The sequence below is a fragment of the Marinomonas aquimarina genome, from assembly GCF_900089755.1.
Taxonomy (GTDB): Bacteria; Pseudomonadota; Gammaproteobacteria; order Pseudomonadales; family Marinomonadaceae; genus Marinomonas; species Marinomonas aquimarina.
Window position 1 is genome coordinate 74,089 of record NZ_FLOC01000015.1, and the last position, 23,904, is coordinate 97,992.

General features: G+C 48.5%; 27 protein-coding genes. 17 read left to right on the plus strand and 10 right to left on the minus strand.

The annotated features are described in order from the left end of the window. Window positions 1-55 precede the first annotated feature (55 nt). The 3 genes from MAQ5080_RS17605 to MAQ5080_RS12805 all read left to right on the plus strand — a co-directional run bounded on the left by MAQ5080_RS17605 (window position 56) and on the right by MAQ5080_RS12805 (window position 2,711). The gene (locus MAQ5080_RS17605; protein ID WP_231870841.1) at window positions 56-556 is read left to right on the plus strand and encodes a copper resistance CopC family protein; all 501 of its coding nucleotides are present in this window, start codon (window positions 56-58) and stop codon (window positions 554-556) included. Window positions 557-733: 177 nt separating this feature from the next. Further along, a complete protein-coding gene (gene upp / locus MAQ5080_RS12800; protein ID WP_067211249.1) occupies window positions 734-1,360 on the plus strand; it encodes a uracil phosphoribosyltransferase in 627 nt (208 codons plus the stop codon). A gap of 37 nt (window positions 1,361-1,397) precedes the next feature. Beyond that, on the plus strand, window positions 1,398-2,711 hold the full coding sequence (locus MAQ5080_RS12805) for a uracil-xanthine permease family protein (RefSeq protein ID WP_067211245.1): 1,314 nt from the start codon (window positions 1,398-1,400) through the stop codon (window positions 2,709-2,711). A gap of 93 nt (window positions 2,712-2,804) precedes the next feature. Here MAQ5080_RS12805 and yiaY read toward each other — a convergent pair whose 3' ends face one another. The 4 genes from yiaY to MAQ5080_RS12825 all read right to left on the minus strand — a co-directional run bounded on the left by yiaY (window position 2,805) and on the right by MAQ5080_RS12825 (window position 5,818). Continuing rightward, a complete protein-coding gene (gene yiaY / locus MAQ5080_RS12810) occupies window positions 2,805-3,953 on the minus strand; it encodes an L-threonine dehydrogenase (protein WP_067211242.1) in 1,149 nt (382 codons plus the stop codon). A gap of 234 nt (window positions 3,954-4,187) precedes the next feature. Beyond that, window positions 4,188-4,850, minus strand: a complete 663-nt coding sequence (locus tag MAQ5080_RS12815) for an OmpA family protein (protein WP_067211238.1) — start codon at window positions 4,848-4,850, stop codon at window positions 4,188-4,190. 136 nt (window positions 4,851-4,986) lie between these two features. After that, window positions 4,987-5,409, minus strand: a complete 423-nt coding sequence (locus MAQ5080_RS12820) for a VOC family protein (RefSeq protein WP_067211235.1) — start codon at window positions 5,407-5,409, stop codon at window positions 4,987-4,989. A gap of 88 nt (window positions 5,410-5,497) precedes the next feature. Further along, entirely contained in the window at window positions 5,498-5,818 is a 321-nt protein-coding gene (locus MAQ5080_RS12825; protein ID WP_067211232.1) for a hypothetical protein, read from the minus strand. Window positions 5,819-5,895: 77 nt separating this feature from the next. Here MAQ5080_RS12825 and MAQ5080_RS12830 point away from each other — a divergent pair, with 77 nt between their 5' ends. Beyond that, window positions 5,896-6,927: a nucleoid-associated protein gene (locus tag MAQ5080_RS12830; RefSeq protein ID WP_067211228.1), complete on the plus strand. Its 1,032-nt coding sequence runs from the start codon at window positions 5,896-5,898 to the stop codon at window positions 6,925-6,927. Here the strand turns inward: MAQ5080_RS12830 and MAQ5080_RS12835 are convergent. Together MAQ5080_RS12835 and MAQ5080_RS12840 are read right to left on the minus strand one after the other, a co-directional pair. Continuing rightward, the gene (locus tag MAQ5080_RS12835; RefSeq protein WP_067211225.1) at window positions 6,910-7,557 is read right to left on the minus strand and encodes an HAD family hydrolase; all 648 of its coding nucleotides are present in this window, start codon (window positions 7,555-7,557) and stop codon (window positions 6,910-6,912) included. The two genes, MAQ5080_RS12830 and MAQ5080_RS12835, sit on opposite strands and share 18 nt — an antisense overlap. Before the next feature lie 127 nt (window positions 7,558-7,684). Further along, on the minus strand, window positions 7,685-7,960 hold the full coding sequence (locus MAQ5080_RS12840; protein ID WP_067211222.1) for a hypothetical protein: 276 nt from the start codon (window positions 7,958-7,960) through the stop codon (window positions 7,685-7,687). 132 nt (window positions 7,961-8,092) lie between these two features. On the opposite strand from MAQ5080_RS12840, the gene MAQ5080_RS12845 reads away from it, so the two are divergent. Further along, entirely contained in the window at window positions 8,093-8,566 is a 474-nt protein-coding gene (locus tag MAQ5080_RS12845; protein WP_067211219.1) for a DUF2947 family protein, read from the plus strand. A gap of 23 nt (window positions 8,567-8,589) precedes the next feature. On the opposite strand, the gene MAQ5080_RS12850 is transcribed toward MAQ5080_RS12845, so the two are convergent. Then, window positions 8,590-8,910: a hypothetical protein gene (locus MAQ5080_RS12850; protein ID WP_067211216.1), complete on the minus strand. Its 321-nt coding sequence runs from the start codon at window positions 8,908-8,910 to the stop codon at window positions 8,590-8,592. Window positions 8,911-8,985: 75 nt separating this feature from the next. Continuing rightward, window positions 8,986-9,690, minus strand: a complete 705-nt coding sequence (locus tag MAQ5080_RS12855; protein WP_067211212.1) for a tRNA-uridine aminocarboxypropyltransferase — start codon at window positions 9,688-9,690, stop codon at window positions 8,986-8,988. Window positions 9,691-9,900: 210 nt separating this feature from the next. Here MAQ5080_RS12855 and MAQ5080_RS12860 point away from each other — a divergent pair, with 210 nt between their 5' ends. Further along, window positions 9,901-10,659, plus strand: coding sequence for a DUF1499 domain-containing protein (locus tag MAQ5080_RS12860; protein ID WP_067211209.1), 759 nt, complete (start codon window positions 9,901-9,903; stop codon window positions 10,657-10,659). Window positions 10,660-10,728: 69 nt separating this feature from the next. Then, window positions 10,729-11,313, plus strand: coding sequence for a TetR/AcrR family transcriptional regulator (locus tag MAQ5080_RS12865; RefSeq protein WP_067211207.1), 585 nt, complete (start codon window positions 10,729-10,731; stop codon window positions 11,311-11,313). 14 nt (window positions 11,314-11,327) lie between these two features. Here MAQ5080_RS12865 and radD read toward each other — a convergent pair whose 3' ends face one another. Then, window positions 11,328-13,073: a DNA repair helicase RadD gene (gene radD, locus MAQ5080_RS12870; protein WP_082861114.1), complete on the minus strand. Its 1,746-nt coding sequence runs from the start codon at window positions 13,071-13,073 to the stop codon at window positions 11,328-11,330. An 88-nt stretch (window positions 13,074-13,161) separates the two neighbouring features. Here radD and MAQ5080_RS12875 point away from each other — a divergent pair, with 88 nt between their 5' ends. From MAQ5080_RS12875 to MAQ5080_RS12920, 10 genes are all read left to right on the plus strand, one after another. Beyond that, the gene (locus MAQ5080_RS12875; RefSeq protein ID WP_067211200.1) at window positions 13,162-13,815 is read left to right on the plus strand and encodes a 2OG-Fe(II) oxygenase; all 654 of its coding nucleotides are present in this window, start codon (window positions 13,162-13,164) and stop codon (window positions 13,813-13,815) included. 91 nt (window positions 13,816-13,906) lie between these two features. Further along, window positions 13,907-14,899, plus strand: coding sequence for an oxygen-dependent tRNA uridine(34) hydroxylase TrhO (gene trhO / locus MAQ5080_RS12880; protein ID WP_067211197.1), 993 nt, complete (start codon window positions 13,907-13,909; stop codon window positions 14,897-14,899). Between the two features lie 191 nt (window positions 14,900-15,090). Continuing rightward, entirely contained in the window at window positions 15,091-17,226 is a 2,136-nt protein-coding gene (gene dnaX / locus MAQ5080_RS12885; protein ID WP_067211193.1) for a DNA polymerase III subunit gamma/tau, read from the plus strand. Between the two features lie 19 nt (window positions 17,227-17,245). Next, complete coding sequence (locus MAQ5080_RS12890) at window positions 17,246-17,572, plus strand: YbaB/EbfC family nucleoid-associated protein (protein WP_067211190.1); 327 nt, start codon at window positions 17,246-17,248, stop codon at window positions 17,570-17,572. A 15-nt stretch (window positions 17,573-17,587) separates the two neighbouring features. After that, window positions 17,588-18,181, plus strand: a complete 594-nt coding sequence (recR, locus tag MAQ5080_RS12895; protein ID WP_067211186.1) for a recombination mediator RecR — start codon at window positions 17,588-17,590, stop codon at window positions 18,179-18,181. Between the two features lies 1 nt (window position 18,182). Then, window positions 18,183-19,322 (plus strand): ribonuclease D, encoded by a 1,140-nt coding sequence (gene rnd / locus MAQ5080_RS12900; protein WP_067211183.1) that lies wholly within the window; start codon window positions 18,183-18,185, stop codon window positions 19,320-19,322. A gap of 23 nt (window positions 19,323-19,345) precedes the next feature. Next, the gene (locus MAQ5080_RS12905; RefSeq protein ID WP_067211180.1) at window positions 19,346-19,636 is read left to right on the plus strand and encodes a YcgL domain-containing protein; all 291 of its coding nucleotides are present in this window, start codon (window positions 19,346-19,348) and stop codon (window positions 19,634-19,636) included. Beyond that, complete coding sequence (locus MAQ5080_RS12910) at window positions 19,636-20,121, plus strand: YcgN family cysteine cluster protein (protein WP_067211176.1); 486 nt, start codon at window positions 19,636-19,638, stop codon at window positions 20,119-20,121. The genes MAQ5080_RS12905 and MAQ5080_RS12910 overlap by 1 nt, the downstream gene beginning before the upstream one ends. 43 nt (window positions 20,122-20,164) lie before the next feature. Beyond that, window positions 20,165-22,054, plus strand: a complete 1,890-nt coding sequence (locus tag MAQ5080_RS12915) for a VWA domain-containing protein (protein ID WP_067211173.1) — start codon at window positions 20,165-20,167, stop codon at window positions 22,052-22,054. Beyond that, entirely contained in the window at window positions 22,047-22,844 is a 798-nt protein-coding gene (locus tag MAQ5080_RS12920; protein ID WP_067211170.1) for a class II glutamine amidotransferase, read from the plus strand. The genes MAQ5080_RS12915 and MAQ5080_RS12920 overlap by 8 nt, the downstream gene beginning before the upstream one ends. 89 nt (window positions 22,845-22,933) lie before the next feature. On the opposite strand, the gene cysK is transcribed toward MAQ5080_RS12920, so the two are convergent. Then, window positions 22,934-23,899 carry a cysteine synthase A gene (gene cysK / locus MAQ5080_RS12925; RefSeq protein WP_067211167.1) on the minus strand — a complete coding sequence of 322 codons (966 nt, stop codon included), beginning with the start codon at window positions 23,897-23,899 and terminating at the stop codon, window positions 22,934-22,936. Window positions 23,900-23,904 lie beyond the last annotated feature (5 nt).

Here is a 23,904-nt window from a genome sequence, read left to right on the forward strand (position 1 = left end):
GGCGGTTGTCTGCGTCCACTTTGAATTTAAGTGAACTTCAATAGGAGAAGTCATTATGAAAGCAATGAAACTTACCTTAGCGGCGGTGGCCATTGCCGTATCAGCCGGTACCATGGCAGACAATTCAAATGGTATGAATCACTCGCAAATGGGTGGTGGCGATAAGCAGCAGACTGGTATGAACCATGCCGAAATGGGCAGTGGTGGTATGGGCAATAGCGATATGGATCACAGCAATATGCCTGATCCAGCCATGAATGGTGGGGCCATGCATGAAATGATGCATTCCACTTACCCAGCTGATGGTGCCATGATGATGGAACCCGTTGAGCATTTAAAAATGCACTTCACTGAGCCAATGCGTGTAATGAATGTGAAGCTAATTGGCTCAGATGGAAAGCCGGTGGCGATTAAATACAAACGTGGGGGCGATGCCATGCATGAGTTTATGGTGACTCTGCCAAAGCTTAAACCAGACACTTATCAAGTGCACTGGAAAGCGAAGGGGACAGATGGTCATATGATGGATGGTAACTTTGGCTTTATGCAGCACTAGTTCTCGGTGAGATGGAAAAGGCGCTTGTAACCCAAGCGCCTTTTTTATTTGGCATAGTTCTTTCATAGGTTCTTTCATTGCTTTTACGCAAAATCTGGGCCAATCCATATCGCCTCTGGCGGGCGAATGTGCGAAAATGACCATTTAGTCAGGATCACAGCGAAAAAGAGGTTTTCCATGAGCGTTTATGAAATTCGCCACCCCCTAGTCCAACATAAAATTGGCTTAATGCGTAATCAAACCATGAGTACGCGTGGTTTTCGTTTGTTAGCGTCAGAAGTGGGCAACCTACTGACTTATGAAGCAACCAAAGATCTTGAGTTAGAAGATTACGAGCAAGACGGTTGGTGCGGACCAACCACATGTCAGCGTATTAGCGGTAAAAAGATCACCGTGGTACCGATTTTGCGTGCTGGTTTGGGCATGCTAGATGGCGTATTAGAGCTGATCCCAAGTGCGCGTATTAGTGTAGTAGGTATCTACCGTGACGAAGAAACCCTAGAGCCTGTGTCTTACTTTGATAAGCTGGCGAGCGATATTGATCAGCGTATGTCGTTGGTTGTCGATCCGATGCTGGCAACGGGCGGATCTTTGATTGCAACCATTGACCTGCTAAAGAAAAATGGCTGTGACAGTATTCGTGCATTGGTGCTGGTGGCTGCACCAGAAGGCATCAAAAAAGTGCAGGAAGCGCATCCTGATGTGGACATTTACACAGCATCTATCGACAGTCACTTAAACGAACATGGCTACATTGTGCCGGGTCTTGGTGATGCCGGCGATAAGATTTTTGGCACTAAATAACCTTTAGCATCCTATAACTAAGATTGGTTCCCTTCACATGACAACACCAACTTCGACTCAACAGGACAACATGCTTGCGGGCTGGCGTCTGATCTTGGCTGGGGCGCAAATGCTGTTTGTAGCATTTGGTGCTCTGGTTTTGGTTCCTCTGATTACTGGCTTAAACCCGAGTGTGGCTTTGTTCACCGCAGGCTTAGGTACGTTAATTTTCCAACTGTGCACTAAACGCACCATGCCTGTGTTCTTAGGCTCATCGTTTGCCTTCATCGCCCCGATTATTTTTGCGGTCGAAACCTGGGGACAAGCAGCGACCATGGGCGCTCTGTTCTGTGCGGGTATGGTGTATGTCTTACTGTCGATTCTAGTCGCCATTCGTGGACCAGGCTTTTTGCACCGTCTGTTACCCCCAGTGGTCACAGGCCCTATCATTATGGTGATTGGTCTGGGGCTTGCACCGGTTGCAGTGAATATGGCGTTGGGTAAAACCGGAGACGGTTCGGCGCAATTGTTCTCTTATGCTGATGCCATTATGGTCTCCATGCCTGCCTTATTGACCACATTGTTGGTTGCGACCTATGCCAAAGGCGTATTTCGTTTGGTGCCTATCATTGCGGGTGTGGTGGTAGGCTACCTAGTGTCTCTGTTTATGGGCATTGTTGACTTCACCAGTGTCCAGCAAACCGGTTGGTTGCAAGTGCCTGGCTTTATCATGCCGGAATTCCATCTCGCGGCGATTTTGTTTATGTTGCCAGTGGCGATTGCTCCGGCGATTGAACACGTTGGTGACGTGCTAGCGATTGGCTCGATTACGGGCAAAGATTACGTACAAAAACCTGGTCTGCACCGTACTTTATTAGGTGATGGCTTGGCGACCTCCGCCGCGTCTCTGTTTGGTGGTCCACCAAACACCACGTATTCCGAGGTAACCGGTGCGGTGATGCTGACCAAAGCCTTTAACCCAGTAGTCATGACTTGGGCGGCGGTGTTTGCTATCGCGTTGGCATTTATCGGCAAATTTGGCTCTATGCTGCAAACCATCCCAACGCCTGTGATGGGCGGTATTATGATTCTGCTGTTTGGCTCGATTGCCGGTGTGGGCATGAATATCCTCATCAAATCTCGTGTTGACCTAGGGGCACAACGTAATCTTGTGATTGTGGCGGTCACCCTCGTCTTTGGTATTGGCGGTATGACTCTTGGCTCGTCTGATTGGCATCTTCAAGGTGTGAGCTTGTGTGGCTTGGTTGCCATCTTCTTAAATCTAATCTTGCCACAGGCGGATCAAATCAATGATCTGCATGAAGAGCAGGAAGTGGTGGAAGATATGGTCCATCATGGTGAAAACAAATAGTTGTAGCGTCAAAGTGCACAATAGGTAAGCAATGAAAAGGGGTAAGCACTGAGTGCTTACCCCTTTTTTGTCTCTCACAATGGGTGGCTATTATTAGAACGCTGCTTTAAAGATGGCGACAACGTCTTCATGAGTCGGCTGAATTGGGTTGGTTAAACCACAGGCGTCTTTCATTGCATTGGTCGCCAAGGTATCAAAATCGCTTTCTTTAACACCCAGCTCATTCAAGCCAGTCGGAATATCAACGCTCTGAGACAGCTCCATAATGGCACTGATGGCCGCTTGGGCGCCCTGCTGATCAGAGAGGCCTTGTACTTCCACGCCCAGTGCTTTAGCAACGTCTTTTAAGCGTGGTGCGGCCACTTGAGCGTTATAGCTTTGTACGTGAGGGAGCAATAAAGCATTGCAGACACCGTGTGGCAGGTCGTAAAGGCCGCCCAGTTGGTGCGCCATCGCGTGAACGTAACCTAGGGATGCATTGTTAAACGCCATACCTGCAAGGAATTGCGCATAGGCCATTTGCTCGCGGGCTTCCATGTTGGCACCATTGTGTGTGGCTTCGTAAAGGGTGTCGCGAATCAGTTCAATCGCTTTGATGGCGCAGGCATCTGTGATGGGGGTTGCTGCTGTGGACACGTAAGCTTCCACGGCGTGAGTCAGAGCATCCATGCCTGTTGCTGCGGTCAGGGCCGGCGGCATGCCCGCCATGAGTTTAGGGTCATTGACTGATAGAATAGGCGTTGTGTTCTGATCGACAATGGCCATTTTAATATGACGGTCTTGGTCAGTAATGATACAGAAGCGTGTCATTTCTGAGGCGGTGCCCGCTGTGGTATTAATGGCAATCAACGGCAATTGTGCCTTTTTAGACACATCAACCCCTTCATAATCGCTGATATGGCCACCATTTGTCGCCACCAAGGCGATGCCTTTTGCGCAATCGTGGGCCGAGCCGCCGCCAAGCGAAACCACACAATCACATTGGTGTGTGTGCAGTACGTCTAGGCCGGCGTTAACATTATCAACAGTCGGGTTTGGTTTTACGCCATCGTACACCAAGCTGCTTACGCCGTATTCTTGAAGCTGAGCTTTGATATCTGCCGTCATGCCTAGCTCGGTCATACCAGCATCAGTCACAATCAAAGCTTGCTTGAAACCAAGGCTTTGAATTTGTTGCATGGCATCCGATAGGGCGTTTTCTCCCATAATGTTAACGGCTGGGATGTAAAAAGTGCTGCTCATAGTGTTTACCTCATCCTTTATTGGTAAAGAGAAACATCATTATGCGCTGATTTGAAATAAAGTGTTATACTGTAACAATTAAGAAATGTGCAGAAAATTTGCTCGAACTCTTTTACTTGATGTGGATCAATTTTAGCTTTGCGCTAATAGGTGGCTTTGGACTGATAAAAAAGACCCCCAGTGCCGTCGGGGCAAAGGGGGCCATTGTGGGGAGGTTTTATGCTTGCTTTATGACTAGAAGCCGTTGCTGTATGACGAGGCGTTTGGCGCTAATGCAGGCTCTAGATCCATGTTATCCACGCTGTAGATGTTCCATCGTTTGATCTGTGTTGTCTGCTCACCATAGATTTCAGCCATCACACGACGGTTTTGCTGTCTGCCCATTGCACTCTCATTCGAGGCAATGGGGCGAGATTCACCGTAACCCACACCACTAACGCGCTCTTGATCAATGCCATACTCATCGATCAGCATTGCAACCACGGCATTTGCGCGGTTTCTTGAGAGCACTTCGTTGTATTCATCGCTGCCAACGCTGTCAGTGTGGCCCTCGATGACTACAGTAGAATCTGGGTGTTCATTCATAAAGTCCACTAGCTCTTGTATTTCAGAGTTGTAGTAGGACTTAATGATGTACTTATCGGTATCAAATAAAACTTCCAAATTCATAGACTGGCGCAAAACGGTTTTGTCTGGGCAGCCGTCGTTATCAACTTTAAGACCGAAAGCGGTGCCATCGCAAAAATCACGAATGTTCACGACACCATCTTTATCTTCGTCAGCGATGTTTGGTGGAAGCTGCTGGGCATCGTATAGGGGCTCACTTGCAAAGCCGAACGGTGTCACAGCAACACTAAGAATTACAAGGCAATTTTGGGTAATCGTTTTTAGAGTCATTGTGGGTGTTCCGTATTCCGCTGGTGTCTTAATAAATATAGCTGTAGAAACGTCCTTGTCTCCAGATAAATAACTTTAGTGGAAACGAATAAAAGCCAAAACTTTGTTACTGAATTTAAAGTTATGTTAACAATTGTTACCAAGAGCCGGTGTTCGGCATAGAAGCCCAAGGCTCTTGAGGCGCCAAAGAACCATCTTTTTGCAGTAGTTCGATGGAAATGCCATTGGGATCTTTGATAAATGCCATATGACCATCACGGGGTGGTCGTAGTACGGTAACGCCCATGTCCTGTAGGTTTTGGCAAACTTCATAAATATTTTCAACTTCAAATGCTAGGTGACCAAATTGATCGCCACCAGAATAGGTGCGGTCGTCCCAGTTATGGGTGAGTTCTACTTCAGGTGCACCTTCTTCGGTGGCATAGTAGATAAGAGAAAATTGACCTTGTTCACTGTCGTAGCGGCGCGTTTGTGTTAGACCAAGGCCCTTGGTGTAGAACTCATGACTCGCTTCTGGGTCTGCAGTACGGATCATTGCATGAAGATATTTGATCGACATTTTACTCTCTCCTGTGAGTGATTTTTCCTTATGGTAGTGGAACTTAGGAATGTGAGCAAAAGTCTACTTGGGCTTACAAGGACTTTCCTTAATCTTCCCAAACGTAGCGAATTGGGTCGCCAAAGTCGTCATAAATAACCTTCTTCTTAGGTTGTTTAGGCTTGGCTAAAGGAAGAGGAGGCTTTTTATCAGATTTGCGCTGCTGGATCGCGGCCACCACATGATTTAGTGGTGTACGGTCTTTTTTAGGCTCGATAAAACCCATATGGCTCGTGTTATACTTGCCATCTTGTAAACCGGAGGCGCCCATTTCGACTTGCTCTATTTCACCTTGCTGGCGAATAAAGCTTTCGATCTGAGACTCGATTTCCTTTCGAGTTTGAGCCTTTGTCTTCGTTGGTTTCGTCATATCGATGATTATAAAGTTGTGCCCGTTACCACATAAAAGAGTCGCAAACCAATCATATTAATAGTAAGAGGTCGCCAGTGTCTATTGTCAATTTAATTGTCCACGAAGTTCAAAAAGCGGAAGGGGAGTCAAAAGCGCTTCTGGTAGCGCGTCCCAATGAAAACCCGATCGACGCTGAAGCGGAACAATTGGCAGCCAAAGTCACACACCTTTTTAATCGCTCCGGCATGAATACGGGTCAATTCTCGAATCCAGAGGGAAGCGAAGAAGGCAGTAAGTTACCCGCTTTGCTGCACAAGCACTTCAATGGCGAAGGGTTTGATGACTTTGCCGCGTTTAGCAAAGCCTGTGCTGCGGAGTACGTACGCTATTTGGAGCCTGTCAGTGATGCGGAAGGCGGTTTGCTTTGGTTTAATCACTACGAATTAGGCGGCTCACATTTTCTATTTATTGTGCTGCTGAAGCGTAAAGCGGGTATTACCTTGGGCGAGGATTTGAGTTTTGCCCAGGTGCATCAGTTGGAAACGGATAAGTTGCACATGGCCTTGCGTGTCAACTTATCGGCCTACCATGACCGTGATGACACGCGCTATATTGCGTTCCGTTTTGGTAAGGCCCCGAAATGGGAGAGCGAATATTTTACCCAGTTTATCGGCTGTGATGAGCCAAAGGTGGCCGCTAAAGAGACCCGTAAACTGGTTGAGGCAGCCTCTGCATTCTGTCAATCCGCTGCCTTGCCGTCGAAAGCTGCGAATGAATTCAAGCGCGCAGTGGCTGAACAGTGCTTGGAAAAGGCGGAAGAGCGTGAGCCATTAGAGTTGAACGATATTGCTCGCCAAATTGAAACACGTTTCTCGCCAGAACAGGCGAGTAAGTTCTTAGAGCTGGCTGAATCCGATGCATTCCAGGTCGAAAAAGAGATCTTTGTTGAAAAAGCAGCGCTTAAAAAGCTTACCCGAGCATCTGGATCAAACCGTTCTCTAACGCTGAGTTTTGATACCGATTTGTTGGGCGAAAGTATTCAGTTCAATGCCGACACAGGCGAGTTAACCATCAAGGAACTACCGCGCAGCCTGCTCAAGCAACTGATGTCACTTGAGTCCAAGTAATAACATCAATTCCGACATGCTTTTAAAGGTCGCCGTGGCGCCTGCTTCAAGCTGAGCTTGGGCAGGTAATACGGCACTGAAAGCCAGTACGGTTGCCCCTGCTGCGACCCCTGCTTTGATTCCCGCCAGTGAGTCTTCAATCACTATACAGTGCTCTGGTGCCACCTTCAGTGCGTCAGCGGCTTTCAAATAGAGATCCGGTGCCGGTTTTCCCTGTGCAACGTCATTGACGGCAAAGCGAGTCGCGAATGTCTCCGTCAGATTAATAAGTTCGAGTTTGAGTTCGAGTTCTTCTCTTTGAGCATTGGTGGCCATGGCAATCGGGCAGCTAATTGCGGCCAGTAGCTCAGGTACACCAGCAATTGGTTCGAGGGAAGACTTAATGGCTTGTTGGAAGGTGGCGTGAAACTGGGCAGAGAAATCATCAGGTAAAGGGCGTCCCAGCATGGACTCTGCACGGGCCAGGTTTTCCTTGTTGGTGAAACCGGTAAAGTGTCGGTGCAGTGTTGACTCATCTAGGTATAAACCTTGTTCGGCCAGCATGCGCATGAGAATCTCAGAAGAAAGTGTCTCAGTGTCTACAATGACGCCATCGCAATCGAATAAAATAGCTTGATATTGGAACCGCATAACATCACCTGTTGTGTATGAGTGTGTTGGTGCGCAAAGATTGTATCGAGGGATGTAGAGGAAAGGGAGGGGGTGTTATTTTTTTTCTCCCCAAATACTCAGTTAAGGTGAATTGTGCAGCCTGGCTTTAGTGGCTAGCAATGTGGCTATTGGCGCTGTGCTGCTTTGAAAGCAGGCTCGATGCTGTCATCATATTGAAACTGGCTTTCACTGCACGCAGAGCAGCTTGAGCGAATTTTGTAAGTTTTTTACTAAATGAAGTGTTTGCGGATGGCTTAGTGCTGAATCCCCAGCGGCTCAATAGAGCTTCGTATTGTTCTTGAGAGTCTGGTGTTTTCTTCGCTGAACCAGTGTAGTGCAGGTTATAAAGGGCTGCAGAGTTAACATCTTCTGATGTGTACATAGTAAGTCTCCTTGAGTGATTTATTTAAAATGTAGTTTTATTACTACATTGATAGGTTAGTCGTTTGAGTTTTAGTCATCAAACGATGCTTTTTCATGAATTAGGTTATTTTTTTTCAACAATAGAGGTTGTATGTCTCAATATCGATCATTAGCGGATAGTGGCAAAGAGTGGGTGTTTCGTCGTGAGGAGCCTTTCGTATCAGCCGAAGATCGTGCCGCTATTTTATTAATGACCGAGCCGGCCGGCGCTAATATTTGGCGTGATTACGTGTCCGACGCCTTTTTGTATCCAGATTTATTCAGCAGTGATATGTGGGTAAAAACAGGCAAAACAGGTGAGGGCGATTGGGAGTCAGCTTGGGAGTCTGATGAGCCCAACTTGCCCGCTGAAGTGTCGGCGCACTGTGAGCAATGGGGGAGCGATACCAAAGTATATTTTTGCTGCCATGCGGACTTTGTTATTGAAACCACTTGGGGAGTGTTTAGCCGCAACTGGAAGGCTTTCCTATTTCTGGACAGTGACGCGGTCTTGGTTGGACGCAAGAAGAAGCAAGCCCTGCAATTTTGTGAAAACGGCAAAGTAGCGCTGCTAATGCGTGGCTAAATCAGATTACTGTTTGTTTTTTCTTATTCCGTTTCGTCAAGTATGGCAAACGATAAGCAAGTACTGAACAGTAAGCCGCCCACCAAGATAGGTGGGCTTGGGAAGATCAGCATTAGAAACCCTGTTCCCGTCCAGATTGTTCTTACTAAGCGGCGCTTGGCGCGGTAGCGTTTGCCAAAGCGTCTATAGTGGGCGTGTTTTGAAGGGGCTTTGTCATCAAAAAAGTCCCTTTGATACCAGCTTGGCATAAGCATTGCTAAGGCCAGTTTAAGGTGAAAAGAGATAAACGCACTAAGCATAGTCTTACCTAATATCCCCAAGTCCACGGAGTAGACCAGATACATGAGTCCTCTTAGTTTAGGTGATTCTAACGCTTTTGCTGCTTTATTCTGGCGTATGTTAAGTGGCTAAATCTGTCCTTATGTCGGCTTTGGTGAGTGTTGCCGACGTCGACTCCACATACTGTGATCGTTAAATGTTTGATAATACTGCGCCAGTGCTTGGCTTTGCTCTGTGGCATCGGCTTGGGCGAGCAGCATGGCTGCGACCTCTGCTGTGGCAAATTGGTTGTCATGTTTAGCGTGTCTGACCTTAAACGAGCGTATGGCTTCATCATGAATAGCAAATGTCGGAATACTGTCTAGCCAGCGACTTTGGTGCAACATTTTACTGGCTAAGCGCCACGTGGCATCCAGCACGATGATGTTCAGGGGCGAGTCTTGAGGCGGAAGCTCTGTTAGATGTGTGCCTGCGGCTTCGCGTTTGTCTGTGCCCGGAAACAAGATCACATTCCTGCCTTGATGGGCCTTAAGGCGCTCGAGTAGTAATGGCTCAGGTTCAGTGCGTGACCAAATATAGGCTTCGGTTTGTTTTGGGAAGAGATCGGCAATCAGGCGGCCACTGTTGGTGGGTTTGTGGATTTCTGTGTAGTGATAGAGCAAGGTGAAGTGCACGGGAGAGGTCTGTGCTTGGCGTTGATCGCAGAAGCAAGCAAAGCTTGCCATGAGGCAAGATGGGCAGCGCTGCGCGTTTGCGCCTCGGGCAACAAATTCTCTGCGGCTGTCTTGTTTGGCTTGCGTCCTTAGCCGATCGACGCAATGTGGCGGGTGTTTCAAAGTGGTCATGGGTTGTCTGCTGATATAACGGTTTAAAGTCGGTGGCGCGATAGGTAAGGGATTCTGACGATTTTTGATAGGTTTTTCTATTAAAAAACAGGACTCTTTACGCAAAATATGCAAATTTGGTGGAATCACTGCAGAACGTTTTGCAGCGCTCTATCTAGTCTTTCCTGCTCACGTTAAGGTTAGCGATGTGATGTTTTTTATGAGTGAATTATGAGTCGTTACATTTCGCCCGTGTTGTACATTTTAATGATGCTAATTGGGTGTGTGGCGTTTATTTCCATTGCAGGGGTTCGCGTCGGTTTTATTGAGCCGATTACTGCATTTGATATGTTGCGCAAAACAGTCCTTGCTGCTATCGCCTTGACCATTTTGACCTTGGTGTCTCTGTTCGTGTGCCGTAAAGAGTGCAGTGCAGGTGGCCGTCGTTTCTTCTGGCTAGTGTGTGTCGTCTCGTTTATTTACAGTGTCATGTGGTTAGGGCTTTATATGCAAAAGTCAAAATTACCTGATTTGTATGACATCACGACTGACCTTAATAACCCTCCAGTGTTCATCAATATGGCTTATTTGCGTAAAGCCTCAGAGCACGACTTGAACTATGATTTTTCTTGGGTGCCGATCCAGAAAAAATATTACCCTAAAATTAAGCCTTTAGAGGTCAGCAACTCCTTTCAAGAAACTTACATTGAAGCCGCAAGCTTAGTCAGTGAACGTGGCTGGGATATGGTGGCGCAATACCCAAGTGCGGGGGTGATTGAAGCCACGGCTCGTACCCCGATTTTTGGTTTGCGTAACGATATTGTGATCCGCATTACCAGCCAAAACGATAAAGTGATTGTGGACATGCGCTCATGCTCACGAGCAGGCGAATCAGATCATGGTAATAACGCGGAGCGTATTCAAGGCTTCCTCGGTCAGTTGAGCAAGCGACTCACGCCTGTGCCAGATGATTTAGTGCTGCGTAACTGATGTTTTTTTATTCACCCTTGACACGGTTTTGGTTAGACTCAAAGCATCAACGTCAAGGAGTGGATCAGCGTGAGTCGTCGAGTTCAGCAAAAAGCGAATACCCGAGCCAAAATTAAGCAAGTTGCCAAGCAAGCGTTTTTTCAGCAGGGAGTCGAAGTTACGACGACACGGGAAATTAGCCGCTTAGCGGGGGTGGCTGTCGGCACGTTTTTTGTGCACTTTCCTGATAAGCTGGACTTAGTCAAAGAAATTTACTTTGATGCCCTAGATGAAGTGCTCAGCGCTCGAGTAGGTCAGCACCAACCCGCCACTTCGCCTACCGAATACCTTGCCCAAATCGTGGAAACCTTGTTTCCATTTTACCACCAGTACGATGAATTCACCCGTGTGATCATGACGGACAGTGTGCTGAATGGTGGTTTTCATGATCAGCAGATTGCGTCGATTAAGCAGGGCATAGCAAAACGCTTTGAAGCCGTTGGTGTGGATGCCAAAACCGCGTCAATTTTTTCTGAAAATATGACCGCTAACTACTGGCTGGTGTTTATGGAATGCTTGCCGAGCAATTCCTTTACCTCACCGGCTGTGCTGCAGCGTTTAGAAACACTTAATTTGCCATTCAAGGTGTCGTTTGAAAATGCGGTTAAAGCTTAAAGGTGCCTGAAACCTTAGTTAAGGGCGTTGGCTTTGCGGTATGGGCCTTGATAATCAAACAGTAACTGCGTCACCTTCCAGCCGTGTTTCTCTTGCTCGGCAATCACAAAGTCTGGGTGGGGTAAGTATGGAATAAAGGCCGTCACTTGCTCTGCCCGATCGAACTCTACCGGTGTACTGCCTGCACCAAGGCGTCGGGCAAATTCTTGATTAAAGCGTTGCTGGTCTTTTTTGAAGTCAAAATTAAAGCGCTGCTTTAGCTCATCGCCGTCTTCATCGTGATAGATCACCTGGACCTTGTTGCCTGTGATGGTTGCGGAAATCGCTTGGCACCGAATGACCTTATGGCCTTTCAGGTTGAGGGCTTTCTTTAGAATATCGTCGGGGTCAATGAGACGCTCGTGACAGTGCTGGCAGTGTCGTGCGGCAATGTCATTTTCTTCATTGCAGTGGGGGCAGCGCTTAAACACAAAGCGATAGTCACATTGAAATTCACCATCGGGTGTTTCAACCAAGCTTTGGCAGCGGCGCCCATAGTGTTCGCGCAGAGTCCCGTCAGCCGCTTTAATGCCCCAGAAAAGGTTTTGATGTGCGCACTGCGGGCATTCTACCTGCACTAGCTGGCAGTTAGGGTTAGGTTTTTTGGTGCCAATTTCTGGCTGAAATATGTCATAGCCACTATTGGTGTAATCGAGAATGAGACAATCCTGCTTGTCCGCTGACAGTCTTAAGCCGCGTCCGACCATTTGCTGAAAGAGACTGACCGATTCGGTCGGGCGCAATAAGGCGATCACATCCACATGAGGGGCATCAAAGCCAGTGGTCAAGACTGATACATTGACTAAGTATTTTAGCTGTTGTGCCTTGAATGCGCTGATAATCTGGTCGCGCTCTTTGATGCTGGTGTCGCCTGTGACCACTTGCGCCTCATGTGAGGGTAGATAGTTGAGTATTTCTTTGGCGTGCTCAACCGTGCTGGCAAAAATCATCACCCCTTTGCGCGCACTTGAGAGCTCAATGATTTGTTCGCAAATGGCTTGAGTGACACGCGGGTGTTTGCTGACCAGCTCATTGAGTTGCTGCTCGATTGGTTGGTCATCATCGTCGTATTCGTTGCCCAGCAGTTGACTGAAGTCGTAATGCGCCACCGCCGCATCGTACACTTTGGGTTCGGTAAGATAGCTGGACTTTACCAGTCGGCGCAGAGGGAGCTCATAAATGCATTGGCTAAAAAACGGGTTTTCAGTGTCGCGAGCGAAGCCCCAATAGTGCTTTTGATAAATCCAACCACTGTCTAAGCGATAGGGGGTGGCCGTCAGTCCCAGTACTTTTAGCTTTGGGTTGAGCTTTTTGAAATGCTCGATGACCTGATGGTATTGGCCTTGTTGCTGTTTTGGGATGCGATGGCACTCATCGATCATTAACAAGGACAAAGCGTCGTTATGTTGCTCTAGGCTGCGTGCGATACTCTGGATGCTGGCAAAGGTGACTTTGCTGTGAGTGTCTTTGCGTCCCAAGCCAGCTGAATAAATGCCTGCTTCAACACCGAGCGCGGATAGCTTTTGATGGTTTTGCTCCACCAGCTCTTTGACGTGAGTTAAGCAAATGACTTTATGACGCGCTAAGCGGCACAGCTCTGCAATGACAAGGCTTTTGCCTGCCCCAGTAGGTAGCACAATAACAGCGGAGTCATCGCTTTTGCGAAAGTGTTTAAGAGTGGCGTCAACAGCTTCTTGCTGATAGTCACGTAGCTGATACATTTGCGGAAAAATCATCAAAAGTTAGTGTTTTCGCAGGGCACGCTACAGTATCATTCGCCGCATTACAACGTTCGAGTAGGTTTTCAGTATGAGTGCAATTGTTCCTTTTACCTCGCAAACACCGTTCGACAAGGTGGTGGCTGATATTCGCGAGAAGGGCTGGAGCATTATCGACGACTTTTTCTCTTCAGAAATGGTCGATGCGCTAATGGGGGATATCTCGGAGCTGGATAATGGCTACATGAAGCAGGCGGGGGTGGGGCGATCAAATGACCATCAGTTGGCGCTTAATCGTCGTCGAGATTACATCCGCTGGATCGATCCGATCACCCCAGCGCGAACAGCTTTTTTGGATGCAATGCGTGAATTGCGTTTGGAGTTTAATCGCCGCTTGTTCCTCGGGCTTTGGGACTATGAAGCACACTTTGCTCGCTACGAGGAAGGGGCTTTTTATGAAAAGCATGTGGATGCCTTTAAGGGTAAGAGTAACCGCGTGCTGTCGACCGTGTTGTACTTAAATGAAGCTTGGGTTGACGGTGATGGCGGTGAGTTTGTGTTGTTTGATGAACACGATGAAAACGTCGAACTAGGGCGTTTTTTTCCGCAGAAAGGTCGCTTGGCGGTGTTTCTAAGTGAAGAGTTTCCCCATGAGGTGTTAAAGGCGCAGCGTACTCGCCACAGTATTGCGGGTTGGTTCCGCGTGAATAACAATATCCAAAACAACCTTGACCCAGATCAATAAGATTCGCATTCTGAACGGCTTTTCTCTATAATTCGCGCCTTCAAATTAAGGCTCTGGTTTTACGTTCCAGATCGCATTAGGAGAGAAAGACGTGTCAAAAGTTGTTGTATGTGCCCTGTATAAATTTGTTCAGCTTGATAACTACGAAGCGCTGCGCGAACCCCTTCGTCAAACCCTAGAAGACAATGGCATTCGTGGTACCTTGTTGCTAGCAAGCGAGGGTATCAATGGTACGGTGGCGGGCAGCCGTGAAGGCATTGATGCCATGTTGGCTTGGTTGGATCAACAACCGGGTCTTGAAAACATCGTCTACAAAGAATCGTACGATGAAGATATGCCGTTTTACCGCACCAAGGTGAAACTGAAAAAAGAAATCGTGACCATGGGTGTCGAAGGCGTTGACCCACGTAAAGTAGTGGGTACCTACGTTAAGCCACAAGATTGGAATGCGCTGATTTCTGATCCAGATGTAGTACTAATCGATACGCGTAACGACTACGAGTTCCAGATCGGTACCTTCGAAAATGCAGTCAATCCGAAGACTGATACGTTCCGTGAATTCCCTGAATACGTTAAAGAAAACCTTGATCCAGAAAAGAACAAGAAAGTGGCGATGTTCTGTACTGGCGGTATTCGTTGTGAAAAGTCCACCGCGTACCTAAAAGAGCAAGGTTTCGAAGAAGTGTATCACCTAGAAGGCGGTATTCTTAAGTACTTGGAAGAAGTGCCAGAAGAAGACACTATGTGGAAAGGTGAGTGTTTCGTCTTTGATAACCGTGTATCAGTTAACCACAAGCTTGAAAAAGGTGAATACGACCAGTGCCACGCTTGCCGTATGCCAATCACTGAAGAAGAGAAGCAAGATGAGCGCTTTGAGCAAGGTGTAAGCTGCCCACACTGTTTCGACAAATACACTGATGAGCAGCGTCGCCGCTTTGTTGAGCGCGAGCGTCAAGTTCAGCTAGCGAAAGAGCGTGGCGAAGCGCATATCGGTGCAGAAGTGCTGGATGCAGTGGAAAAACACCGTCGTGAAAAAGAGCTTGAGCGCGAACGTCAGCGTCAAGCAGGCCAACAAGCCAACTAATGACTTGATCGAGAGTCCCAAAAGGGTCAGCCAATGCTGGCCCTTTTTGCATTTTGCCGGTTCCCGCATTCCTTTTCTTGCTGAAAAAGCTTAAAATTCAGCGCATTATCTGGCCGTCATGAAAGCATGATTAAAGGTCAAACAACTCAACGCTGTCTCGCACAGCCCCAATCATCACCAGATTAGATTGCATGAGCTATCAAGTACTCGCACGAAAATGGCGTCCGCAGACCTTCCTTGAAATGGCAGGGCAAGACCACGTATTACAAGCCTTAGTGAATGCATTACGCCAACAGCGTTTGCACCACGCTTACTTGTTTACGGGCACCCGTGGTGTGGGTAAAACCACCATCGCACGTATTTTTGCCAAGTGTCTGAACTGTGAAGTGAATGGTATTTCGCCTGAGCCTTGTGGTGAATGTGACAGCTGTCGCGAAATCGCCGAGGGCCGTTTCGTTGACTTGATTGAGGTCGATGCGGCGTCGCGTACCAAAGTTGAAGACACCCGCGAGCTTTTAGAAAACGTGCAATACGCACCGACTCGCGGCCGCTTTAAAGTGTACCTCATAGACGAGGTGCACATGCTCTCGACGCACTCTTTTAACGCCTTGTTGAAGACGCTTGAAGAGCCGCCGGAACACGTAAAATTCCTACTGGCGACCACGGATCCGCAGAAGCTGCCGGTGACGATCTTGTCGCGCTGTTTGCAATTTAACTTGAAGAACATGTCGGCTCAGCGCGTAGTGGACTACTTGCAAAAAGTCCTGACGACGGAACAGGTGAGCTTTGATCAACCGGCACTTTGGCAAATCGGCCAAGCAGCCAACGGCAGTATGCGTGATGCCCTAAGTCTGACAGATCAAGCCATTGCCTTTGGTGATGGGCAAATCACTGAGACGGGCGTGACCTCTATGTTGGGCTTAGTGAATCAGAGTCAAATTCTGTCGTTGCTCGAATCTGTCGCAGCGAAAGACGCCGCGCAGACGCTGGCAAAGATAGATGCCCTTGCGGATTACCAGCCGGACTTTATTTCCATCTGTGGTGCCTTGTTGGATTCTTTGCATCGTGTTGCGGTAGAGCAGCAAGTACCTGGCGTACTGCAAGATCAAATCGGTGATTTAGCACAAATTCAGCAGCTGGCACGGACGGTTTCACCAGAAGAAATTCAAGTCATGTACCAAAGCTTGCTGGTCGGACGTCGCGATTTACCGCTGTCCCACTCGATCAAGTCTGGCTTTGAAATGCTGATGCTGCGTTTAATTGCGTTCCGACCAGCGAATGCCATGGCTGTGCGTTACGATGCGCCACCAGTGGCAGCGCCCGTTGCACCGATGCCGGTAGCCAGTGCCCCGACGCCCGTTGAAGAAAAAAAAACACTAGCTGAACCGCCGCCGCCCGCCGAGAACCTTGAACCAGCTCAGTCTGTCTCTGAAACTGAGCAGTATTCTGAAGCGCCAAGCCAAGCACCGACGGCGGAAGTGGCTGTGCCTCCTGCACCACAAACGGCAGCGTCAGCACCTTCTTATGAGGAAACACCCCCTTGGGATGACTCACTGCCTGACTATGAGGCGTATCAGGCTGAAGCTGCTCCTGAGCCTGAGCCTGAGCCTGAGCCTGTGTCGCATAAATCCCCAGAACCTGTAGCCAAGCCTCGTCCGGAGCCAGTTGCTGAGGTGCCTGTTGCCAAAGCGCCAAGCGTTGATCCTGCTGAGCGCCTGTCGCGCATGTTGCACGAAGAGCCTGTGGCAGACGACGCAGAGGAAGAAAGCGATGAAGATGCCGATGAGCGTGCCATTGCTGAAACCGAAGATCCGTTTGCGACCTCAGCCAATCTGGTGGAAGCGGTCAGTGATAAGCCTGCGCTCATTGATAAGCAACCGGACACTGTAGCACAGCCAGCATTGGCCATGCCTTTGCCTGAGATTGCGCACTTTAAAGACATGACCATGAATTTATGGTGGCTGGTAGCGCCACGCTTGAAATTAACCGGTTTGGTCCAAAATATAGTAATGAACTCGTGCTTAATTAGCGCGTCAGAACAAGGTATCAAGCTGCAAGTGCCATTAGAATATGGCCATATGCTAAATCAGGCTCGCTATGAGCAAATACAGGGTGAGTTATCTGGTTTCTTTGATACACATGTGCCACTGATTATCGATACTTTGGCCGAAGTGGAAGGTGTTACCGCAGAAGAATTTGCGGCCAGTAAGCGTGCTGAAGCGCTGCAAGCGGCCATTGATCATTTAAACGCACACCCAGTGGTACAAGCGTTAGCTAGTAAGCTGGGTGGGCAAGTACTTTATGACACAGTTAAAGTGAAAGCTTAGTTAACGATTGGAGAGAAATATGTTTAAAGGTGGTATGGGCAACATGATGCGCCAAGCGCAGAAAATGCAGGAAAACATGCAGAAAGCCCAAGAAGAAGTGGCAAACATGGAAGTAGAAGGTCAAGCAGGTGCTGGCCTTGTGAAAATTTCTATGACAGGTCGTCACGATGTAAAACGCGTATCGATCGACGATTCTTTGTTTGAAGACGATAAAGAAATGCTAGAAGACCTGATTGCAGCAGCGATCAATGACGCGGTGCGTAACATCGAAGCAACGTCAAAAGAAAAGATGGCCGAAGCCACGGCTGGTATGCCAATCCCTCCTGGCTTCAAAATGCCATTCTAAGAAAGGAGTGGACGCTTGTTCAGCCCGTTAATTAAAGAGCTGATTGAGTCCTTGCGCTGCTTGCCTGGCGTAGGGCCCAAGTCAGCGCAAAAAATGGCGCTCTACTTGTTAGAGCGCGATTCCCAAGGGGCTGATCGCTTAGCGCAGTCCCTACGCTCGGCATTGGATAAAGTGGGTCGTTGCAGTCAGTGTCGTACCCTGACGGAAGATCACCTTTGTCCTATTTGTGCCGACGAAGAACGTAATCGCAGTCGATTGTGTATTGTCGAAACGCCTGCGGATGTGATCGCGATTGAAAGCACCAAGCAATTCGATGGTTTATATTTTGTCTTGTTAGGTCATTTGTCACCCATTGATGGCATTGGACCGGAAGAGCTTGGCTTAGATCGTTTAGAGACCATTACGCAACAGCAGGGCGTTGAAGAAGTGATAATCGCCACCAACAGTACCGTTGAGGGCGAAGCCACCAGCCATTACATTGCGCAACTGCTTAAACCTCAAGGCATCGAGGTGAGCCGTATTGCACAAGGTGTCCCTATGGGTGGTGAACTAGAATACGTTGACGGTAATACGTTGGCATTGGCACTAGAAGGCCGGAAAAAACTTTAACATGGAAACTCAAAACCAGAACCTAGACATCGTTTGGGTAGATACTGACGCAGCGTTAGCAAAATGGTGTGAGCATTGGGCGACCTTGCCGTTTGTGGCAGTCGATACCGAATTTGTTCGTCGTACCACATTTTACCCAGTCACGGGTCTGATTCAGATTTCGGAAGGCGATCAGGCGGTACTGATTGACCCGCAAACCATCACGGATTGGTCGCCACTGCGTGATCTGTTGATCAATGAAAACGTGATGAAGGTGTTTCATGCCTGTTCAGAAGATCTGGATGTATTTGATGATCTTCTTGGGGTGTTACCAACGCCGTTTTACGACACGCAAATCGGTGAAGCCTTTGCCAATGGCGAATGGTCTTTGAGCTATGTAAAGCTGGTCAAAGCCTACTTAGACATTGAAGTGGCCAAAGACGAAACGCGTTCGGACTGGACCTTGCGACCACTGACCGACGCGCAAAAACGTTATGCGGCGCTGGATGTTATTTATCTAGCGCATGTGTATCCCATGCAAGTTGCCCGCCTCGAAGAGAAGGGCATGCTGGACTGGGTATTAGAAGATTGTGAAAGCCTGAAGTGGCAATATCAGCAAAACAATGATGCCGAGCAGAACTGGGATGGCATCAAAGCCTCTTGGCGCTTAAGCCCGAAGAGTCTGACATTGTTGCGATTGTTGTTCCTATGGCGTGATGAGCGTGCCCGTGCGGACAATATTCCCCGCGGACAAGTGCTGAAAGATCGCACCTTGTGGGCGCTGGCGAAATTTATGCCAGACAATGCCCGTGACATAGGTAAGGCAGAAGACATTTCGCCGAAGCAGGTGCGATTGTATTCTCAAGTCATTATTGAGAAAGTGGCACTGGTGAACGAGTTGAGCCAAGATGAATACCAACACCCATTGCCAGCACCGCTGCCATCGAATGCGGGTGATTTATCAAAGGCCATCCGTGCTTACTTAAAAGAGCAAGCACAGGAGCTTTCGATTGCACCAGAAGTCGTGTTAAAGCGTAAATTGCTGGACCCACTGCTGCGCCATATTTATGAAGGTTCACCGATGGATTGGTCGAATCCAGCGTTTAACGGTTGGCGTCAAGATAAAGTGGTGAAACCTTTGCTTGAAAAATTCGCCAACTAACCTGAGACCTTGTGAGACTCACTATGAGCCAAATGATTATTGAAATTTTCCGCTCTTCAAAGCGTGATGAAATGTACCTTTATGTCGAAAAGCAAAAAGGTCTGAAAGACGTCCCAGAAATGTTAATGGAGCGTTTTGGCAAGCCGGTTAGTGCCATGACCATGCTGCTTAAACCAGAAAAGAAATTGGCCCGTGCCAACGCCGAAGACGTGATGAATGCGATCCGTGAGCAAGGTTTCTACTTGCAAATGCCGCCGGTACGCGATGAATACCTATTAGATCTTTACAAAGCGCCTACGGAAGCTCGTTACTAATGATCGCGAAACGATATGAGCCGTTTTGGAAAACCACGCCGTTAGCGCAAATGACGCAGACGGAGTGGGAGTCTATCTGTGATGGCTGCGCCAAATGTTGCCTACAGAAGTTGGTCGATGATGAAACGGAAGAGGTGTATTACACCAACCTTGCTTGTCATCAACTAGACATTAAGGCTTGTCGTTGTAAAGTATACGATCAACGCCTTGAAAAAGTAGAAGGCTGCTTGTCTCTTGCACCACAAGATGTGGAAGCGTTTGATTGGTTGCCTGATACTTGTAGCTATCGCGTATTGCACGAAACCGGTGATTTGCCTAATTGGCATCCGTTGGTGGTGGGCAGCAACCGCGAAATGTTGAGTCAGGGTCTCAATGTTAGCCACTATGCGGTTAACGAAAACACCGTTGACGAAGAGCGTTGGCAGGAACATATAATAAAATGGGTTCATGGAATGCCCGAGTCTTATGATCCATCATTAGACTAAACCTTCGATTTACCAAGTTAAGTAGTCGCTCAGGAGTAAGAAGATGGTTATACGAAAACACGTTCAAACCGGTTTAGTTGCAATACTTCTTCTGTTGTCCTCTTGGGCGTCCGCTGATACCCAATTCCGGCTGATTATCGACGCCTCAGGCAGTATGTTAATCAGCGATCCAGATAAATTAACCGCCGAATCCCTTAAACTCATCTCTGATCTGGCCCCTGAAGAACAGGCCACCTTAGGGGTGTGGTTGTTTGGTGAGCAAGCGCGTGTCCTCTTGCCTGAAGCGAGGGTCAATAGCGCGACCAAAGCGCGTCTGAGCCAAGCGGTCAGCAGTTATACCCCCGGAGACCTTAAGACCGACCTTGAGTCGATCGTGCGCATGTTGCTGGATACGCCTGATGAAGGGGACTTAGAGCCAGGCTTTGAGCGTCATTGGGTTCTAGTCACGGATGGCATGGTTGATGTGAGTTTAGATAAGTCGGTGAATGATGCTTCCCGCTCGCGTATCTTAAACGAGCTGGCGACGCAGCTTGCTGAGCGAGGCATACACCTGCATACGGTGTCCATGACCAGCTATGCTGATAAAGAGCTGTTGCAATCGGTGTCGACGTTAACCGACGCCATCTACACGGAAGTTGCAACGCCTGATGAAATGCTCGACACCTTCGATCGTATTTTCTCACAAGCGGCCCCGTCCGAAGAAGTGCCCTTTGAAGGCAATACCTTTTTTATCGACGACGCTATTGAAGAAGCCACTTTGTTAATTTTTAACGAAGAGGGCGAAACGCCAGTGATTTATCGTCCTAATGGTGAGCGCTTGAATTTGTCGGCGGTCAATGTATCTGCGGTGACGGCGTCCCATTATTTTCTGGCCACTATCGCCAAACCGGATGTCGGAACTTGGCGCGTGGAGAATGTCGACCTGGCGCGCAGTAACATTCGTGTGATCACCAAACTCAGCGCGCAAACTACTCAAGTGGCACCAGTGGTGTTCATCAATGAGCCGATTTACTCAACACTGGGGTTGTTTCAAGACAATCAACAGATCGAAGACCCTGAGTTGTTAAACTTGGTGGAAGTTAGGCAACGCCTGAACCTATTAAGTGGTGAAAGCACCAAACAGCTGCTGCAGACGCCTTTAGCACTGGCGAATAATCAATTTAAAAACAAAATTGAGCAGATTAGCGAAGAAGGCAATTACGAGCTGATTTCTGAAGTGGATGGTAAAACGTTTGTGCGCAAGGTGAGTCAGTTTTTCTCAGTGGCGAAACCCATTACTTTGCAGGCCGAACAACAAAATGAAAACCTAGTGCTGTTTTCGGCGAAGCCGACCAACTTACGCTTGAATATGCTGCGCAGCAATGCGCGACTGATCATTACCAGCAGTGGTGGCGCAGAGCAAACGTTAGACATGCCCCTCATTGGCGAAGGCTTCTGGCAAAAGGTTTATCCAGTATCCCCCAACAGTAGCGTCACGGCCCATGTGCACGTGATTGGCATTACACAAACCGGGATGCGCTTTGAATACGATACGCCGCCTTGGTATCTGACCCGTGATGGTGCTGGGGAAGTGACTGTCAGTCGTACCCAAGCAAGTGCAGATAGCAGTGTAATCGCTGCGTTGGCAACGGCAAATCGTGAGTTAACACCTGTGGTGGTGACGCCACAAGTAGCCATTGTATCCGAAGCTGAGTTATCAGAAGAGGAAAGTGCTGCGAACGCTGCCACAACGGAGCAAGCAGAAGCGGATGCCGCCGAGGCGGACGAACCCGAAGCGACTGACGCTGAGCCGTCAGAGCTAACGACAGCAGACTGGGTGTTATACGGCACGCTAAATGGTATTGCCATCGTGGTACTGGCTGCCGGGTATTTGATTTTCCGCCAGATTCGTAGAAAACGTAAACAAAAAGTAGAAGATGAACTAGATGTGTGAGTTGCTTGGAATGAGCGCAAATGTCCCGACGGACATTTGCTTCAGTTTCTCTGGCCTTCGTGCTCGAGGTGGTCGTACCGGTCCCCACAAAGATGGTTGGGGAATGGCCATGTACCGTGATAATCAGGTTTGGGCGATTCATGATCCGCGCCCAAGTGCCGACTCCGATATGGCTGATGTCATGAGTCGCACTTCGCTAAAATGCGACATTGTGATCAGTCATATTCGCCAAGCGAACGTGGGCCATGTGTGTCTGCCCAATACTCACCCATTCAGTCGCTTATTGTGGGACACAACCTGGAGTTACGCGCACAATGGTCAACTGGACACGCCACAAAGCCTCAGCTTGTTGAGCCATTTCCCGCTCGGCACCACTGATTCTGAGCGTGCGTTTTGCTGGATCATTGAGCAGCTGATCGCGCAATTTGGCGATACCATGCCGACGGTGCAAGAGCTGACTAAGACGTTATCCGAATTGTGTGATCGCCTACGTGCTAAAGGGGTCTTCAATATGATGCTGTCTAATGGCCAGTATCTATTTTGTTACTGCACCACCAAACTGCATTGGATTACCCGTCGCGCGCCGTTCAAACCTGCGACCTTGTCGGATGAAGACATGACCGTCGACTTCAAAGAGGTGACGACTGATAAAGATGTGGTCACTGTCATTGCCACGCAACCGCTGACAGACAATGAGTCTTGGCAACAGATGGAAGCCGGTGAAATGTGTGTGTTTGAAGCAGGGGAGTTAGTGGCGCATGTGAAGCCCGAAACGGCTCCAGAAGCATAATGCGTAGGTGTGTTAACCTTGCAGTAATAAAAAAGCCGACTCGCTTGGGTAAAGCGCAGTCGGCTTTTATGTCTTAATGACGTAATAGCTTACTGAACGGTTTCGTTCTCGCTGAATTCGCCTTCGAACAGAGCAGTCGATAAGTAGCGCTCACCAGAGTCAGGTAGCACGACAACGATTTTCTTATCTGCGAATTCTGGCTCTTGGCTCATGCGCTCTGCGGCAACGACTGCTGCACCACATGAAATACCACATAGAATGCCTTCTTCACGCATTAGGCGTTTCGCCATGTCGATTGCGTCTTCGTTTGAGACCTGCTCAACACGGTCAATCACAGACAAATCTAGGTTCTTCGGAACAAAGCCTGCGCCGATGCCTTGGATTTTATGTGGCGCTGGCGTTGGTGTTTCACCGTTAATAGTTTGTGTAATCACAGGCGACGTGGTTGGTTCCACTGCGACACTGACGATCGCCTTGCCTTGAGTGTTCTTGATGTAACGGCTCACACCTGTGATGGTACCGCCCGTACCGACACCCGCCACGAAGACATCGATGTCACCATTGGTGTCGTTCCAGATTTCTGGACCAGTGGTTTTTTCGTGAATTTCAGGGTTGGCTGGGTTTTCGAATTGTTGCAGTAGCACAAAGTTTGGATCTTGAGCGATTTCTTGTGCTTTCTCGATCGCACCTTTCATGCCTTTAGCCGGCTCGGTTAGCACGATGTTGGCGCCCAGCGCTTTCATAACTTGGCGACGTTCAAGACTCATGCTAGATGGCATGGTGATGGTGATCGGATAACCGCGTGCTGCCGCTACAAAACATAGTGCAATCCCTGTGTTGCCACTTGATGGCTCAACGATAGATTTGCCTTCCGTTAATACACCACGTTTTTCGGCATCCCAGACCATGTTAGCGCCAATACGACACTTAACAGAGAACGCAGGGTTACGCGCTTCGACTTTTGCCCAGATATTACCGTTACCAATTCGGTTCAGACGAACAAGCGGTGTGTTACCGATGGTTAAGGAATTATCGTTAAAAACTTTATCTGACATGGGCC